The sequence below is a fragment of the Streptomyces sp. NPDC127190 genome, from assembly GCF_042672505.1.
Lineage (GTDB): Bacteria > Actinomycetota > Actinomycetes > Streptomycetales > Streptomycetaceae > Streptomyces.
In genome coordinates, this window is sequence record NZ_JBHXVE010000033.1 from 44054 (window position 1) to 61149 (window position 17096).

Sequence of the window (17096 nt, forward strand, 5' to 3'; positions counted from 1 at the left end):
CGGGGGTGCCGGCCCTGAGCGGCGGCCGGCACCCCCGTCGGTGCTATGCCGACGTCAGCGCGGACCGGGCCGTCGCCTGCCCCGGGATCCGCAGCGGCTCCGCGTCCGGCATCGGCTCGCCCAGCAGCAGGGTGCGGACGACCCGTTCGGCGGCCCGCCCGTCGTCGTACTCGCAGTAGCGCGCCCGGAACTCCGCCCGCAGCCGCGCCGACTCCTCGTCCCGCCAGGAGCCCGAGGCGAACAGCCACGCCAGCTCCCGGTAGGAGCGCGAGACATGGCCCGGAGGCTCTGCGGTGATGTCGAGATAGGTGCCCCGGCTCGCCGCGTACGCGGCCCAGTCGTCGGCGTGCACCACGATCGGCCGGTCCAGGTTGGCGTAGTCGAACATCACGGCCGAGTAGTCGGTGACCAGCACGTCCGCCGCGAGCAGCACATCCTCGACCCGCGGCTCGTCGGTCGCGTCGACCACCACCCCCCGCCGGGCCAGCTCCGCCAGGCCCAGCCCGCGCGCCGGACCGGTCGCCAGCGAGGGATGCAGCCGGACGACCAGCGTGTGCCCCTCGCCCAGGTCGGCCGCGAACCGGGCCAGGTCGATCCGGTCCACATGCCCGCCGCGCCGGTAGTCCCGGCGGGTCGGCGCGTACAGCACCACCGTGTCCGACTCCGGGATGCCGTGCCGCCGCCGGAAGTCGCTGTCACCGCCCGCCACCAGCACGTCGTTGCGCGGGCTGCCGGTGCGCGCCGAGGCGAAGTGGCACGGGTAGGCCCGCTCCCACACCCGCTCGGAGTGGCGGTTGGCGACCAGGCTGTGGTCCCAGCGGTCGGCCCGGCGCAGCATCTGCGGCACGTCGAAGCCGAGCCGGGCGCCGGGCTTGTCCAGCAGATCGGCGCCCATGTACTTCAGCGGGGTGCCCTGGTGGGTGTGGATGTGCACGCTGCCGGGGCGCTTGGCCAGGGTGCCGGGCCAGTTGACGTCGTTGACGAAGAACTTCGCGCGCGCGGTGACCTCCAGATAGCGCCGGGAACCGACGACCACCCGCTCGACGTCCGCCGGCAGCCCCGCGGCGGTCTCCGCGTCCCTGACCACCCACACCCCGCGCAGCCGCGGGGCGATCTCCCGGGCCTTGGCGTAGACGGCGGCCGGGTCGCCGAGCATGCCCCGGTGCGAGGAAGCCGAGTAGACCACCAGGTTCGGGTCCAGCGGACGGCGGGCGTGCAGCCACGCCCAGCCGCCGCGCGCCCGCCCGGCCACCGCCCGGCGGGCCAGCTCCGCCCGCCGGGCCGCCTCCCGCCCGGCCCCCGCCGCCTGCCGCCTGACCCGGTACGTCGGCCAGGAGCCGTCCAGGACCGCGACCTCCCCGCCCGGCAGGGCGCCCTCCGGCCGGTGCCGCCGGAACAGCTCCCGCGTCCGCCGGAAGAACTCGGCCTTGTCGCCGGGCGGCAGCCGGTCCGGCTTGGCGAGGATGTCCAGGCAGTGCTCGCCCATCTTGCGGTGCAGGTACGGCCGCCACACCGCCAGCTCCGGGCGCCGGTCGACGAAGGCGAAGACCCGCTCGTACTGGTCGTGGATGTCGAAGTGCTTGCGGCTGGTGGTGGACAGGATGTTGCCCTGCCTGCGCTGCCGGTAGTACAGGCAGATCCGGTCCAGCGCGGCGATCCGCCCGGCGCTCAGCATCACCGGGAAGGTCCAGGGGGTGTCCTCGTAGTAGCCGGGCGGGAACTCGAACCCCTCCGACGCGACGAACTCCCGCCGGTAGACCTTGTTCCACACCACCATCAGCAGATCCAGGATCCGCGGGTGCTCGGCGGCCGTGAAGGTGCCGGAACCGGCCTCCGTCAGGACCTCGGCGAGTACGTTGCGGCGCGTCCCGCCCCACCAGTAGGTGCGGGCGTAGTCGAAGACCAGCACGTCCGGGTCGCCGGTCTCCGCCAGCCGGTCCGCCATCGCCCGCAGCGCACCCGGGGTGAGGGTGTCGTCGCTGTCGAGGAAGAACAGGTAGTCCCCGGTGGCGTGCGGCATCCCGGCGTTGCGGGCGCGGCCGAGGCCCACGTTCTCCGGCAGGTGCAGCACCCGCACCCGCGGATCACGCTCGGCGTACTCGTCCAGGATCGCGCCGCAGCCGTCCGGGGAGCAGTCGTCCACGGCGATCAGCTCGAAGTCGCCGAAGGACTGCGTCAGCACCGAGTCCAGACACTCGCGCAGAAAGCCCTGCACCTTGAAACAGGGCACGATGAGACTGAAGCGGGGCACGGCGGATCAGCTCCTTGCGAGGGCGGCGGCGGGGGCGGGGATGCGTTCCGCGAGCGGGACCACGGCCGGGATCGCCTCGGGCGGCTCGCCGAGCAGCACCCGCCGTACCACCCGCTCGGCGGCGCGGCCGTCGTCGAACTCGCAGAACCGCTGCCGGAACGCGGCCCGCAGCGCCCTGGCCTCCGGGCCCGCGTAGGAGCCGTCGCGGAAGATCGCCGCCAGCTCCTCGGGGGTGTGCGCGACCGGGCCCGGAGGCTCGGCCATCAGGTCGAAGTAGACGCCCCGGGTCTCCCGGTAGACGTCCCAGTCGTCGGCGTACACGACGATCGGCCGGTCCAGGTTGGCGTAGTCGAACATGATCGACGAGTAGTCGGTGACCAGCGCGTCCGCGGCCAGGCAGACGTCCTCGGCGGAGCGGTGCGCGGTGACGTCGATGATCCGGCCGGAACTCTGTGCGGGGCCCCGGTCGTAGAAGTAGTGGGCGCGCAGCAGCACGACGACGTCCTCGCCGGCCGCCGCGCAGAAGGCCTCCAGGTCCAGGCCCGGTGCGAAGCCGGTGTGGTGGTCGCGGTGGGTCGGCGCGTACAGCACGGCCGTGCTGCCCTCCGGGACGCCCAGCTCCCGGCGGATACGGGCCACGTCCTCGGCGGTCGCCGTGTAGTAGACGTCGTTGCGCGGATAGCCGTACTCCAGCGCCTCCCAGGAGCCCGGGAAGGCCCGCTCCCACATCTGAGTGGAGTGCCGGTTGGAGGACAGGTTGAAGTCCCAGCGGTCCACCCGGCCCAGCAGCCGGGTGAAGCTGCCGGACTGCGCGGCCACCACCGGGTACGTCGACTGGTCCACGCCCATCGTCTTCAGCGGGGTGCCGTGCTGGGTCTGGAGGTGCACACTGCCCGGCCGCTTGACGATCCCCTCGGCGAAGTTGGCGTTGTTGACCAGGTAGGTGGCGCGGGCCAGCACCTCCCAGTAGCGGCGCGAGCCGATCACCGCGTACTCGACGTCCTTCGGCATCGCGTGCGCCTGGTCCGCCTCGACCAGGAACACGGAGCGGATGTGCGGGGCCAGTTCCCGGGCCTTGGCGTGGATCGCCGCCGGGTTGCAGGCGTAGCCGCGGCCCCAGTAGGCGCAGAACACCGCGAGGCCGGGATCGAGGGGGCGGTGCAGATCGCGGGCGTAGCGCAGCCGGGTGCGCAGCATGGGCGGGCGCGGCAGCCGCTCGGCCGCCCTCGACGCCGTCCGGTTGACTCCGCGCAGCGCCCGGAACGCGCTGTACGCGCCCGTCGCCAGCAGCCGGTGCTGCACCCCCAGGCTGCCGCCCGGCGCCCGGTAGCCGGCCGGCCGGTGCCGCCGGTAGAGATGGCCCGCGCGGCGGAAGAACGCCCGCCGCCCGGCGGGCAGCCGCTCCGGCCGGGACGCCGTCTTCAGCACGTACGAGAAGAGCTGCTCGAACAGCGGGCCGGTGCGCTCGACGGGCAGGGCGCGCTCGGCCGCCCGGGTGAGCACCAGGTCCACCTGGTCCAGCAGGGACTGCTGGTGGTCCCCGGGCAGATTCAGCCGGCTGCCCTGGCGGCGCAGCCGGTGCCGTACGACGACCCGGCGCAGCACCGCGATCCGCTCGGCGGCGAGCGTGGTCAGCCCGCCCCAGCCGAGGTCGGTGAAGTGGCTGTCGGGGAAGGCGAGTCCGTGCTCGGTGAGGAAGCCGCGGCGGTAGGCGGCGCTCCAGGCCGGCAGCTGGACCCCGGTCAGCGCGGGCAGCTCGGCCGGGGCGAAGGCGCCGCCCGGGGCCTTGGCGAGCAGCGGGGCCGCCGGGTTCGTCGGCTCGCCCTCCCACCAGGGGGCGCGCTCGTGCTCGGCGTACAGCACATCCACCCCGGCGGTCTCGGTCAGCCGGGCGTCCAGCGCGCCGAGCGCACCCGGCAGCAGCAGGTCGTCGCCGTCGAGGAACAGCACATAGGCGCCGGTCGCCGCGGTGAGGCCGGTGTTGCGGGCCCCGCTCAGACCGGCGGACGGCGGTGAGTGGACCGGGGTCACCCGGGAGTCCCGCTCGGCGTACCCGGCGGCGACCTCGGCCGCGGGGGAGTCGGGAGCGTCGCAGACCGGGATCAGCTGGAGGTCGCCGAAGGACTGGCCGAGGACCGAGTCCAGCGCCTGGGACAGTCTGCCGGCGACCCCGTGGGACGGGACGATAATGCTGAAGCGGGGCATTCTGTTCTTTCTGTTGTCATGCGGACGCGGCCGGGCCGTCCCGCCGGGCGCCAGGTGGACGGCCGGCTCGGGGTGGGCCGCGTCGAGCCGAGGGGCATGGGAACTCCCGGTAGGACCAACGGTGTTCAGTGGCTCTCGGTGACGGTACGAACACCGGAAGGTTGCGGAACGGTGGCCAGCGGGGAACGCGCGCACGCCGCCGGAACCGGCGTGCGGTCCGCGGGCGGCCGCACCGGCGGCAGCTCCGTCTCGCCCAGCACCACCCGCCGCACCACCCGCTCGGCGGCACGACCGTCGTCGTACGGGCAGAACCGCTCCCGGAACACCGAGCGCAGCTGCGCCGAGCGCGAGCCGCACCAGTGCCCGGTGGCGAAGATGTCGATCAGCTCGTCCTCGCTGCGCGCGACCGCGCCCGGCGGCAGCAGCCGCAGGTCGAAGTAGACGCCGCGGGCCGCCGCGAACGCCTCCCAGTCCGCGGTGTGCACGACGATCGGCCGGTCCAGGCCCGCGTAGTCGAACATCAGGGAGGAGTAGTCGGTGAGCAGCGCGTCCGAGGCGAGGCACAGCTCCGGCAGGCTCGGATGGTCCCGGACGTCGATCACCCGGCTGCCCTCCGGCGGGCACTCGGGCGGGGTCCGGGCCAGGATCACGAAGCGCGGACCGAGCCGGCGCGCGATCCGCTCCAGGTCCAGCAGCGGGCGCTGCACCCGCAGATGGTCGCGGTGCGCCGGCACGTACAGGATCGCCACCGAGCCCTCCGGGACGCCCAGCGACTCGCGCAGCCGCCGCACGTCCGCCGACGTCGCCCGCTGGAAGACGTCGGAGCGCGGCGAGCCGTACTCCAGTGTGGTGTACCGGCCGGGGAAGACCCGCTCGCCGATCAGCGTGGAGTGCCGGTTGCCGGACAGCACGTGGTCCCAGCGGTCGACCTCTCGCAGCAGCTCCGCGAAGTCGGTGTCCCGGGCCGCCGCCGGGCGGTCCTGGAGGTCCAGGCCGAGCCGCCCCAGCGGGGTGCCGTGCGGGGTCCGTACGACGACCTGCCCGCGCCGCTTGCGCAGGTCCCGCTCCAGGACCCCGCCGGCCACCAGGTACTTGGAGCGGGCCAGCGCCGTCCAGTAGGCGGCGGTGCCGCGGTGCGCGGGAAGCCACGCGGTCCGGATGTGCGGGGCGTGCGCGTGGAAGGCCTCCTCCAGCGCGCCCGGGTCGCCCTGCCCGGAGGGGTCGGCGAAGACCGCCCGGTCGGCGCGGAGCGGCAGCCGCAGCTGGACCCGGTAGTGCAGCCGCAGCACACCGGCACGCACGGCGCGGGCGAGCTTCACCGCCGCCTTCCCCGCGCGCCGGAGCGCGGCCGAGGCCAGCCGCAGCGCCCGGAACGTGCGGTGCAGCCCGAAGCGGACCAGGGTGTGCCGCAGCCGGAGCCGGGCGCCGGGGGCGTGGTGACGGCGGCAGCGGTCCCGGGCCCGGCGCAGGAACTCGGCGTGGCTGCCCCGCGGCAGCCGGCCCCGGCGGCTGAACACCACCGCGAAGTGGTCGATCATCCGGCGGAACAACTCCGGTCGCCAGCGGGCCAGTTCCGGATGGCCGGCGACATACGCGAACACCCGGTCGTACTGCTCGAACAGATCGAAGTGCCGGTCGCTGGTGGTGGAGAGGATGTTGCCCTGCCGGCGCTGCCGGTAGTGCACGCACACCCGGTCCAGGGTGGCGATCGACCCGGCCGTCATCAGCACCGGGAAGGTCCACGGGGTGTCCTCGTAGTAGCCCGGCGGGAACGCGAAGCCGTGCCGCTCGACGAAGTCCCGCCGGCAGGCCTTGTTCCAGGCCACCATCAGCACCCGCAGCAGCCCCGGCCGGTCCTCCAGCCGGAACGGCGCCGGGCCCTGCTCGGTGAGCTGCCCGGACAGCTGGTTGCGCACCTCGCGGCCGTCCCAGTACGTGCGCGCGTAGTCGAAGACCAGCACGTCCGGGTCGCCGGTCTCCTTGATCCGGTCCGCGACCGCCCGCAGCGCGCCCGGGGCCAGCGTGTCGTCACTGTCCAGGAAGAGCAGGTAGTCGCCGCTCGCCTCGGCCATCCCCGCGTTCCGCGCCCCGCCGAGCCCCTGGTTCTCGGCCAGATGCACGGGCTTCACCCGCGCGTCCCGGGCCGCGTACTCGTCGATGAGCGCACCACAGGCGTCCGGCGAGCAGTCGTCCACCGCGATCAGCTCCAGATCGGGATACGACTGCGACAGCACCGAGTCCAGACACTCGGCCAGATACGCCTGGACCTGGTACGCGGGCACAATGACACTGAACCTGGGCAAGGGACATCCATGGGTCGTCGGTCGGCGCGGGGTTCTGACCGGCAACGGCCGATGGAGTGAATCGGTTACGGCCCGTAGGGCATCCGGGCTACGGGCCGTACCGCGTACGGGCTACCCCGCACCGCCCCGCCTACTTGACGGCGCCCGCCATCACCCCCGACACGAACTGCCGCTGGAACGCGAAGAAAACGGCCAGCGGGATCACCATGGAGATGAACGCGCCGGGTGCCAGCACGTCGATGTTGTTGCCGAACTGCCGTACCTGCGTCTGGAGGGCCACCGTGATCGGCTGGGTGCCCGACTTGGTGAACACCAGCGCCACCAGCATGTCGTTCCACACCCACAGGAACTGGAAGATGGCGAGGCTCGCGATCGCCGGTCCGCCGAGCGGCATCACCACCCGCGTGAACAGCCGCAGTTCACCGGCGCCGTCGAGACGGGCCGCCTCCAGCAGTTCGCGCGGGATCTCCGCGAAGAAGTTCCGCAGCAGGAACACCGCGAACGGCAGACCGAAGCCGGTGTGGAACAGCACCACACCGAGGATCGTGCCGAACAGGCCGATCTTCCCGAAGAGTTCGGCGATCGGGATCAGCGCCACCTGCACCGGCACCACCAGCAGGCTCACCACACCGAGGAACCACCAGTCGCGGCCCGGGAACTCCATCCACGCGAACGCGTACCCGGCCAGCGAGCCGATCACCACGACCAGCAGCGTCGCCGGGACCGTGATCAGCACCGTGTTCAGCAGGGAGTGCGTGATGTCGCCGTTCTCCAGCAGCTTCCGGTAGCTGTCGAAGGTCAGCTGGGACGGCTTGGAGAACACCGTCCACCAGCCGCTCGCGCTCATGTCCTCCGGTGCGCGCAGCGAGGAGATCAGCAGACCGATGGTCGGCACCAGCCAGAACAGGCCGACCAGGATCAGGAACACCCGGACCAGCCCGCCGCCCAGCCGCTCGACGATCTTCGCGCTCATCGCCGCACCTCCCGCCTCAGCCGCCGCACGTTGCTGTGCCTTCCCGGGGGATAACCCCCGGACCCCCAGCCGCTCCGAGGTGCACGCAGTCTCATCGCCGCACCTCCCGCCTCAGCCGCCGCACGTTGAACAGCATCACCGGGATCACCAGCAGCAGCAGGAACACCGCGATCGCGCTGGCGATGCCCGGCTGGCTCTCCGCGAAGCCCTTGCGGTACAGCTCCAGGGCGAGCACGTTCGCGTCGTCCTGGGACGACCCCGGCGCGATGATGTAGACGAGGTCGAACACCTTCAGCACATTGATCATCAGGGTGACCAGGACGACCGCGAGCACCGGCGCCAGCAGCGGCACGGTGATCTTGCGGAACACCTGCCACTCGGAGGCACCGTCCACCCGGGCGGCCTCCAGCAATTCCCGGGGCACCCCCGCGAGCCCGGCCGCGATCAGCACCATCGCGAACCCCGCCCACATCCACACGTACGCCCCGATGATCGCCGGGGTGACCAGCGTCGGGCCCAGCCACTCCACACCGTTGTACGGCTCCCGGAAGTTGCTCGCGGGAAGCCTCAAGAGGGCCCCGTCGGCGGCCGCGGGCAGGGTGAAGGTGCCGTCCCCGGCCGCGGTGGCGGAGGCGACGACCCGGCCGTCCTTCACCGCCTCGATCCGCATCCCCGCATAGCCCGCCTCGGACGGGTCCGGCACCCCGAGCCGCCCGACGCCCTTGCCCCGGGTGAAGTCCTGCCAGGTGGTGCCGGTGACCTTGCCGGGTTCCGGGCGCGCGGCCACGGCCCGCCGCACCCCGTCGGGCAACTGGTCCGGTGCCACCCCCACGAGCGGCAGCGCCACCACCTGCCCGGTGTGCACGGGCGCCTTGGTCACGAAGCCGCCCTGGTCCGGCCGGAGCGGCGAGTCACGCCCCGGGTGCGCCCTCGGGAACGCCGACGACTGCGCGAAGGTGTCGTGCACGCCCACCCACACCGCGTTCGCCACGCCCTTGCTCGGGTCCTGGTCGTACACCAGCCGGAAGATGATCCCGGCCGCCAGCATCGAGATCGCCATCGGCATGAAGACGACCAGCTTGAACGCCGTACCCCAGCGCACCCGCTCGGTCAGCACCGCGAAGACCAGACCGAGCGCGGTGGAGACGGTCGGCGCGAACACCACCCAGATGACGTTGTTCTTCAGCGCCGTGCGGATCCCGTCGTCCGTGAAGAGCGCCTTGTAGTTGTCGGCGCCGGCGAAACCGTCGCCGTTCGCGTTGTAGAAGCTGCGGACCAGTGAGTACCCGATCGGGTAGACCACGAGCGCGCCGAGCAGCACCAGGGCGGGCAGCAGGAACAGCGCCGCCACCGCCTTGCGGGTGCCCGTCACGCTTCGGCGACTGCGGGGGGCGGCGGGACCCGGTGGGGCCCCGGCCGCCGCTGCCGACGCCATCGCCGGATCAGCTCCCGTTCCCGTACGCGGCCGCCGCGTCCTTCTCCAGCTTCGCCTGCGCCCCCGCGACATCGCCGGGGTTCTTCAGGAAGTCCTGGAGGTCCTTCCACTCGCCCTTGCCGGGGGTGCCGCCGAACGCCTGCGGGGCCTGGTCGGACATGTCGAAGCGGAAGTCGTCACCGGACGCGATCAGCGCCTTGGCGATCTTCTGCTGCACCTCGTTCGGGTAGGCCGAGACCGGCACGTTCTTGTTCGGCGAGAGATAGCCGCCGAGCTTCGCCTGGATCGTCGCCGCGTCCGGGGAGGCCAGGAAGGTCACCAGGGCCTGCGCCGCCTTGGAGTCCTTGAGGATCACCGCCGCGTCGCCACCGGAGACCACCGGCGCGGTGGAGCCGACGGCCGGGAACGGGAACACCTTCGCGTCCGTGCCCACCTTCGCCTTGGTCTCCCCGATGTTGACCTGCACGAAGTCGCCCTCGTAGACCATCGCCGCCTTCGGCTGGTCGCCGCCGGTGAAGGTCTGGGTGACCGAGGCCGGGAACTCGGTCTGGAGCGCGCCGTCCTGACCGCCCGCCAGATACTCCTTCTTCCCCCAGATCTGCGCGAGCGTCGTCAGCGCCTGCTTCACCGAGGGATCGGTCCACTTGATCCTGTGCTGGGCGAGCTGGTCGTACTTCTGCGGCCCGGCCTGCGACAGATACACGTTCTCGAACCAGTCCGTCAGCGGCCAGCCGTCCGCGCCCGCCACCGAGAACGGCGTCACCCCGGAGTCGTCCACCGCCTGCGCGGTGGTCAGCAGGTCCTTCCAGGTCTTCGGTTCCTTGGCGTTCGCGTTCTCGAAGACCTTGGCGTTGTACCAGATCAGCGACTTGTTGGCGGCCTTGTAGTAGACGCCGTACTGCTTGCCGTCGACCTTGCCGATGTCCTGCCAGCCCTGCGAGTAGTTCTGCTGGAGCTCCTTCACGGCCTCCGGTCCGAGCGGCTTGGCCCAGCCCTTCTGCGCGGCCTGCCTGATGGCGCCGGGCTGCGGCAGCAGCGCCACGTCCGGCGGCTGACCGCCCGCGATCTTGGAGCCGAGGAAGTTGATGATCGGGTCCTGGGCGGGCACGAAGGTGACCTTCGCGCCAGTGCGCCTCTCGAACTCGGCCAGCACCTGCTTGAAGTTCTTCTGCTCCTGGCCGGTCCAGACGGCGGCGATCTCCAGCGTCGCGCCGTCCAGCTTCGGCAGGCTGACGGTTGGGGCGGTGCCGCTGCCGGTGCTCTCGCCCCCGCCGCCCTTCTTGTCCTTGCCGCCGCCGGAGCAGGCGGTGAGCGCGAGGGCTCCCGCGAGCAGGGCGGCGAGTGTGGTGACGGCCCTGTGTGTCCGGATGGTGCTGCTGCTCGTGCTGCGCATCACTTCCCCGTTCGTCGTTCTCCGTTGAACGTCGTCGAGCGTTGTCGAGCGTCGGGAGTGTCCCGTCGGTCCGGTGTACGCCGGGCCGCTCGCGGGCGGCAAGAGCGCCTGCGGCGTGCCGGGCCGCATCGTGACCGGCTCGTGACCAGCGTTCCCCAGGAGACTCGTGACCAGCCTTCCCTAGGAGAGGAGGGACGGCACCTCCGCCGCCGAGACCTGGCGGGCGGCGCGCTCCACCGCGCTCGCCAGCAGGGCGAGGTCGGTGGGGCCGTTGCCCAGCTCCCGCACCGGCCGGCGGGCCGGCGGGTCGCCCATGCGCTCCCAGTCCAGCGGGACGACCGTGGGCCGCTGGGTCGCGGTCCGCGGGATACGGCCCGTGACCCGGCCGCCCTGGAACCCGGTCGGCTGCCCGTCCCGGTACGTCAGCCGTCCGCGGCCCGGCGCCGGTTCGTCGGGGCCCGACCCGGGCGCGTCCAGCGCGATCCGCAGCGTGGCCCGGCGCGCCGGTTCCGTCTCCGCCGTACGACCGCCGGTCCCGGCCGCCGCCACCAGGTGCATGCCGAGCCGCTCGCCCTCCCGGGCCACCGCCTCCAGCGCCCGCAGCACCGAACCGGCGGCGGGCCGGCCCGGCGAGCCGAGCGCGGGCGAGACCAGCGCGTCCAGGTCGTCCACGACGACCACCAGCCGGGGCAGCGGGGGTGCCGCCACGGCCCGCTGCCGCGCCGCCGTGCCCGGCCGCAGCCGCAGCGTGGAGCTGGGCGGCGTCTCTATGTCCCCGGTGCCCGCCGTGCGCTGCGGGACGATCCGGCCCGAGACCGCCTGCCCCGCATGCCACTGGGCGAAGTCCGTCCGGCCCAGCAGCTCCGCACGCCGCTTCAGCTCGGCGGCCAGCGACTGCGCGAACTCCCGCATGCGGACGGGGTCGTTGGCGATGAGATGGGTGGTGACATGCGGTATGTCGGTGCACACGCGCAGGCCCTCCCCGCGGCCGGCGCCGGTGCCGACGCCGTCCCGGCCGTCGACGAGGACCACGCTCAGCCGGTCCGGCCGTTCGGCGGCGGCGAGCGAGGCGACCACGGTCCGCAGCAGCTCGGTACGGCCGCTGCCGGGCGGCCCCTCGATCAGCAGATGCGGTCCGTCGGCCACCAGGTCCGCGGTGAGCGGCCCGCGCGGACCGGCGCCGAGCACCGCCCGGGCGCGTCCGCCCAGCGACTCCGGGTCGTCCGCCGCGTCCGCCCAGCGGGCCATCAGCGACGCCGGGGTGGCCCGGGCCAGCCCCAGCTCGTCCAGCAGCCGCGCCGACCGGGGCAGCGGTGCCGCCACGCGCGCGTGCCGCTCACCGGCCGGACCGTCCGCCCGCAGCGGCGCCAGCGCCCGCGCGAACCGCTCCGCCCAGGCGGCCGACACCGCGTCCACGGCGGCGACCGTGCCGGGGCCGACCGGGCCGGTGGGCGCCACCCGCAGCACGTGCAACGCGGTGGCGACGTCCCCGCCGAGCAGGGCGACGGCACCGCAGTGCCGGAAGGTCGGCGCCGCCGCACACGCGGCCTCGTACGTCCGGGTGACCGGGGAGGCGGGGGAGGCGGGCTCGGTCTCGGCGAGACACACCACATGGATCCCGGCCCGCGGCCCGGCGACGGCCAGCCGTGCGACGGACTCCTGAAGGGCGGCACCGCCGGGATCCCCGTCCACCACGACGACGGTGTAGGGACCGGGAAAGCCGCCGACCCCGGCCCCGGTGTTCTCCCTGGCCCAGGAGGGACGCCGGGAGGAGGCGGCGGGGCCTGTCTGGGCGGGGATGGTGGGGCTGGGACTGTGCGACGAGGTGCCGGGCGCGGTCGCGACGCCGGTGTGGGGATGGGCCGTGGTCCTGCCGGTGGCGGCGTGCTCCTCGACCCGGCGCAGCAGCTCCTCGGTGCGGGCGGCCGCCTGTTCCCGGTCGTAGGCCAGCAGCAGTCGGCAGTCCTGGCCGTGGCCCGGCCGGACATGCGGGAGCCAGCCCAGCCAGGACCACTCGGCGGTGCGTTCCTGCACCGGGCGCGTGCGGTCCGCGCTGATCAGCACGATCTCCAGCAGGTCGGGGGAGTGCAGCCCGGCGAGCTGGGCCAGTACCGCGCGGGCCAGCCCGGAAAGACGGGGCCGGGGCCCGGCGAGGCCCAGCGCGCCGGCCTCGCGCAGCGCGGCGGTCACCGGTACGGAGGGCAGCAGACCCGAGCCGTCGGGCGCGCTCCGGTCGGCCGTGCCGAGCCGCACGGTCAGCGCCTCGGGGTGGCCGGGCCCCCGCTCCCACAGCCGGGGCCCGGGGCCGAGCGCCGTCAGCAGCAGTGCGGCCGGGTCGGGCCAGGTCTCCGGGAGCTGCGGGGCACCGGCCGCGGGGGCGTCGCCCGCGGTGGCGCCGGGTACGCCGTCGTACACCTGCTCGCGCGCCGTCTCACCGCGCCCCCCGGCCAACCGCCGCGCCCACGCCCCGAGCCCGCGCCGCCGGCCGGCCTGGCCGAGTTCGGTACGTGCGGCGCCGGCGGCTCCGCCACCGGCAACCCCGAAGCGCCCGGCGTGGGTCGAGTTGGAGCTGGAGCTGGCGCTGGGATTGGGGCTGGAGGTGGAGTTGGGGCTGGGATTGGGGCCGTACCCCGTGCCGGTGCCGGTGCCGAAGCCGGTCCCCGTGCCGGAGCCGGAGCCGGACCCGGTGCCGAAGCCGGTCCCCGTGCCGGAGTCGGAGCCGGACCCGGTGCCGAAGCCTGGGCCGGAGCCGTATCCCGTGCCGGTGTCGATGCCGGTGCGGTGCTCGATTCCGGGTGCGCCACCCTGCCCGGGGACGACCGGAGCGGCCCGCCGGTGCTCCTGAGCCCCCGCCCCGGCCCCGGACGCCCCCCAGCCCCCGGAGTCATACCCGTGCTGCGCCCCACCGACGGCCTCCGCCGCGCCGAAGCCACCGGCACCCGCCCCTCGGGGATGCTGCCCGCCCGCCGAGGACGGACCCGTCCCGCCAGTGCGACCCGCAGTCGCCGCCGAGCCATCCGCCCCCCGGGAGTACCCCGCACCTGCTGAGGACGAGTCGGTCCAGTCGGTTCCGCGCGCCCCCGCCGAAGCTGAGCCCGCCCCACCAGGGCCACCCGCTCCTGCCGGGGCCCCTCCGCCAGAACTGCCCGCACCCGCCGACGCCGGGCCCGTCCCGCCAGTGCGACCCGCAGTCGGCGCCGAGCCATCCGCCGCCCGGGAGTACCCCGCACCTGCTGAGGACGAGTCGGTCCAGCCGGTTCCGCGCGCCCCCGCCGAAGCTGAGCCCGCCCCACCAGGGTCACCCGCCCCCGCCGGGCCCACTCCGCCAGAACTGCCCGCACCCGCCGACGCCGGGCCTGCCCCGCCAGGGCCACCCGCCCCTGCCGGGCCCACTCCGCCAGAACTGCCCGCACCCGCCGCCGAGCCATCCGCCCCTCGGGAGTACCCCGCCCCCGCCGACGCCGAGCCGCCCCAGCCGGTTCCCCCCGCCCCGGCCGCCACCGGGCCCGCTCCACCAGGGCCACCCGCAGTGGCCTCCGCCGAGCCCGCCCCGCCAGGGCGACCCGTACCCGCCGCCGAGCCCGCCCCACCAGAGCCACCCGCCCCCGCCGAGCCAACCCCGCCAGAACCCCCCGCACCCGCCGACGGCGAGTCCGCCCCGCCAGGGCCACCCGCAGTCGGCGACGAAAGCTGTACGGGTGGTGCGGGTGGGAAAACGGACCCCGCCCCCACGACCCGCACGCACCCCTCCCCATCGGCCACCGTCCGCATCCGCGCTCCGGGCCCCCCGCACGGAGCAACCCGCAGCGCCGACTCCCCGATCCTCAGCAGACCCCCCGGAGGGAACCGCACCGCACGCTCCGTCACCCGCGCCGTGTCCAGCGTCGTACCGTTCGTGGAGCCCAGGTCGGCGACCGAGACGCGGCCGTCGGCGGCGACGATGACCGCGCAGTGCAGCCGGGAGACGTCGGGGTCGTCCAGCGGGACGTCCGCCTCGGCCGAGCGGCCGACGGTGATCCGGCCGCCGTGCAGCAGATGCACCCCGCCCGCGTCCGGACCCGCCACCACATGCAGCTGGGTCGGCGCCTCGTCCAGCTCGGGATGCGGCTCGGGGGCCGCGGGGGCGCCCAGCGACAGCACCGCGCCGTCGATCAGCGGCGGCTCGCCGAGGACGCTGCGGCGCGGGTCGAGCCGCTCGGTGCCCACGTACAGCACCACGCTCGCGCCGCCGGCCTCCCGTCCGCTGCCGCCGTCCCCGGCGACCGCGCCGGCCAGGGCCGAGGCGACCGCGGCCAGCTCCGTGCCCACGGGCGCCGTGACCAGCACGTCGCGGCTCGCGGCGCGACCCCGCTGCGGGGCGGGGCCCAGCGGGTCTACGACGGTCAGCCGGATCTGCATCGGCGTCAGCGGTCCCTTCTGCGCGGGTCTGCGCGGGCGCGGACTTCCCCCCACCCCACACGAGCACGTCGGCCAGTACTGGAAGGCATCCTTGCACCTGCCACCGACAACGCGCCCGGTACCCGGTGACAAGTGATCTTGATTGGTCGGCTCTGCCCCCAAAAGTGCCTGACCATGGACGCGCGGGCGATCAGTTGAGATCGGTCACGTCCGCCTCCGGCAACCACCGGACCGGCACGGGCGTCTTCCCGTCGAACACTTCGAACGCGCCCGGGAACGCATACGTAGTGGCTCGAAGAGCGGCACTACAGTGGGTCGGAACACCGGACGCAGACCGGGATGCAGTCAACCAGGCAGCAAGCAGCAGGGAGCGCGTGACGTGCGGCCAGTCGGCAGCAAGTACCTGCTTGAGGAGCCGCTCGGACGCGGCGCCACAGGCACCGTCTGGCGTGCCCGCCAGCGAGAGACCGCGGGCGCCGAGGCGGCCGTGGCCGGCCAGCCCGGCGAGACGGTCGCGATCAAGGTCCTCAAGGAGGAGCTGGCGAGCGACCCGGACATCGTGATGCGCTTCCTGCGGGAACGCTCGGTCCTGCTGCGGCTCACCCACCCCAACATCGTGCGGGTCCGCGACCTGGTCGTGGAGGGCGATCTGCTGGCGTTGGTCATGGACCTCGTCGACGGCCCCGACCTGCACCGCTATCTGCGCGAGAACGGCCCGCTGACCCCGGTCGCCGCGGCCCTGCTCACCGCCCAGATCGCCGACGCGCTCGCCGCCAGCCACGCCGACGGCGTGGTCCACCGCGACCTGAAGCCCGCCAACGTGCTGCTCCAGGAGCACGACGGCCGGATGCACCCGATGCTGACCGACTTCGGCATCGCCCGCCTCGCCGACTCCCCGGGCCTGACCCGCACCCACGAGTTCGTCGGCACGCCCGCGTACGTCGCGCCGGAGTCCGCCGAGGGCCGCCCGCAGACCTCCGCCGTCGACATCTACGGCGCCGGCATCCTGCTGTACGAGCTGGTCACGGGCCGTCCGCCGTTCGCCGGCTCCACCGCCCTGGAGGTGCTGCACCAGCACCTGAGCGCGGAGCCCCGCCGCCCCTCCACCGTCCCGGACCCGCTGTGGACGGTCATAGAGCGCTGTCTGCGCAAGAACCCGGAGGAACGGCCGAGCGCCGAGAACCTCGCGCGCGGGCTGCGTGTGGTCGCCGAGGGCATCGGTGTGCACGCGAACGCCGTGCAGATCACCGCCGCCGAGGGCGTGGGCGCGCTGCTCGCCCCGGACCCGGCCCCGGCCGCCGTACCGGACGGGGTGCCCGGCGCCGCCGACCCCACCCAGGTGCTGCCGGCCAACGCCCCGCAGACGTCGTACGACCCGAACGCGGCGACCAGCTTCCTGCCGCACACCGGCGGCCCGGCCGGCGCCGCCGACCCCACCGCCGTCCTGCCGAACACCGGCGCGGCGGACCCGACGGCGGTGCTGCCCCCGATGCCGCAGGGCCAGCCGGGACAGCCCGGGCAGCCCGACGGCACGCAGCCCGAGCAGCCGCATCCCTGGCAGACCCAGCTGCGCGCGGCCCGCGACCGCAACGAGCAGACGCAGATCCAGTACCTGGAGCCGGAGGAGGACCCGCTGCGCCGCCGGCCGCAGCGGCAGGTCGCCCGGCCCCAGCAGCAGCCCCGCCCGGCCCCCCAGCCGCGCCCGCAGCAGCCGCAGCAGCGCGGCCGTCAGCAGGGCTACCAGCAGGGGTACGGCTATGCGCCGCAGCCCCAGCAGCCGCAGCAGGGGTACCAGCCGCAGCCGTACGCGCCGCCCCAGCAGCCGCAAGCGCGGCCCGCGCGGGAGCCGAGGCCGCCGCGGCAGCGCAGCGCCAACCCGATGAAGATCCCCGGGCTCGGCTGTCTGAAGGGCTGCCTCTTCACGATCGTCATCCTGGTCGTGGCGAGCTGGCTGATCTGGGAGCTGACCCCGCTGCACACCTGGGTCGGCCAGGGCCGCGGCTACTGGCACGAGCTGACCCACTGGATCGGCCGGATCAGCAGCTGGGTCAAGGACCTGGGCAGCGCCTCGGGCGGCAGCGGCAACTGAGCACCGCATCCGACCACGGGTTTGCGGATTTGTCGACATCTGGCGGGTG

8 protein-coding genes are annotated in these 17096 nt (G+C 74.2%); 1 reads left to right on the plus strand and 7 read right to left on the minus strand.

Going from position 1 to position 17096, the window contains the following annotated elements:
• Window positions 1-43 precede the first annotated feature (43 nt).
• From ACFVIU_RS34150 to ACFVIU_RS34180, 7 genes are all read right to left on the minus strand, one after another.
• Complete coding sequence (locus ACFVIU_RS34150) at window positions 44-2251, minus strand: CDP-glycerol glycerophosphotransferase family protein (RefSeq protein WP_385847348.1); 2208 nt, start codon at window positions 2249-2251, stop codon at window positions 44-46.
• Between the two features lie 6 nt (window positions 2252-2257).
• Window positions 2258-4456 (minus strand): CDP-glycerol glycerophosphotransferase family protein, encoded by a 2199-nt coding sequence (locus ACFVIU_RS34155; protein ID WP_385847349.1) that lies wholly within the window; start codon window positions 4454-4456, stop codon window positions 2258-2260.
• A 125-nt stretch (window positions 4457-4581) separates the two neighbouring features.
• Window positions 4582-6759 (minus strand): CDP-glycerol glycerophosphotransferase family protein, encoded by a 2178-nt coding sequence (locus tag ACFVIU_RS34160; protein WP_385847350.1) that lies wholly within the window; start codon window positions 6757-6759, stop codon window positions 4582-4584.
• Window positions 6760-6889: 130 nt separating this feature from the next.
• A complete protein-coding gene (locus tag ACFVIU_RS34165; protein WP_385847351.1) occupies window positions 6890-7732 on the minus strand; it encodes a carbohydrate ABC transporter permease in 843 nt (280 codons plus the stop codon).
• Window positions 7733-7823: 91 nt separating this feature from the next.
• Window positions 7824-9104 carry a carbohydrate ABC transporter permease gene (locus tag ACFVIU_RS34170; RefSeq protein ID WP_385847352.1) on the minus strand — a complete coding sequence of 427 codons (1281 nt, stop codon included), beginning with the start codon at window positions 9102-9104 and terminating at the stop codon, window positions 7824-7826.
• Between the two features lie 70 nt (window positions 9105-9174).
• Window positions 9175-10560 (minus strand): ABC transporter substrate-binding protein, encoded by a 1386-nt coding sequence (locus ACFVIU_RS34175; protein WP_385847353.1) that lies wholly within the window; start codon window positions 10558-10560, stop codon window positions 9175-9177.
• 180 nt (window positions 10561-10740) lie between these two features.
• Window positions 10741-14958 carry an FtsK/SpoIIIE domain-containing protein gene (locus tag ACFVIU_RS34180; protein WP_385847354.1) on the minus strand — a complete coding sequence of 1406 codons (4218 nt, stop codon included), beginning with the start codon at window positions 14956-14958 and terminating at the stop codon, window positions 10741-10743.
• Between the two features lie 379 nt (window positions 14959-15337).
• Here ACFVIU_RS34180 and ACFVIU_RS34185 point away from each other — a divergent pair, with 379 nt between their 5' ends.
• Window positions 15338-17047 (plus strand): serine/threonine-protein kinase, encoded by a 1710-nt coding sequence (locus ACFVIU_RS34185; protein ID WP_385847355.1) that lies wholly within the window; start codon window positions 15338-15340, stop codon window positions 17045-17047.
• The last annotated feature ends 49 nt before the right edge of the window (window positions 17048-17096 follow it).

Bases quoted from the DNA above. Each gene is read 5' to 3' on its own strand.
- ACFVIU_RS34165 (WP_385847351.1), bottom strand. From the start codon at position 7,732: ATGAGCGCGAAGATCGTCGAGCGGCTGGGCGGCGGGCTGGTCCGGGTG.
- ACFVIU_RS34155 (WP_385847349.1), bottom strand. From the start codon at position 4,456: ATGCCCCGCTTCAGCATTATCGTCCCGTCCCACGGGGTCGCCGGCAGA.
- ACFVIU_RS34180 (WP_385847354.1), bottom strand. From the start codon at position 14,958: ATGCAGATCCGGCTGACCGTCGTAGACCCGCTGGGCCCCGCCCCGCAG.
- ACFVIU_RS34175 (WP_385847353.1), bottom strand. From the start codon at position 10,560: ATGCGCAGCACGAGCAGCAGCACCATCCGGACACACAGGGCCGTCACC.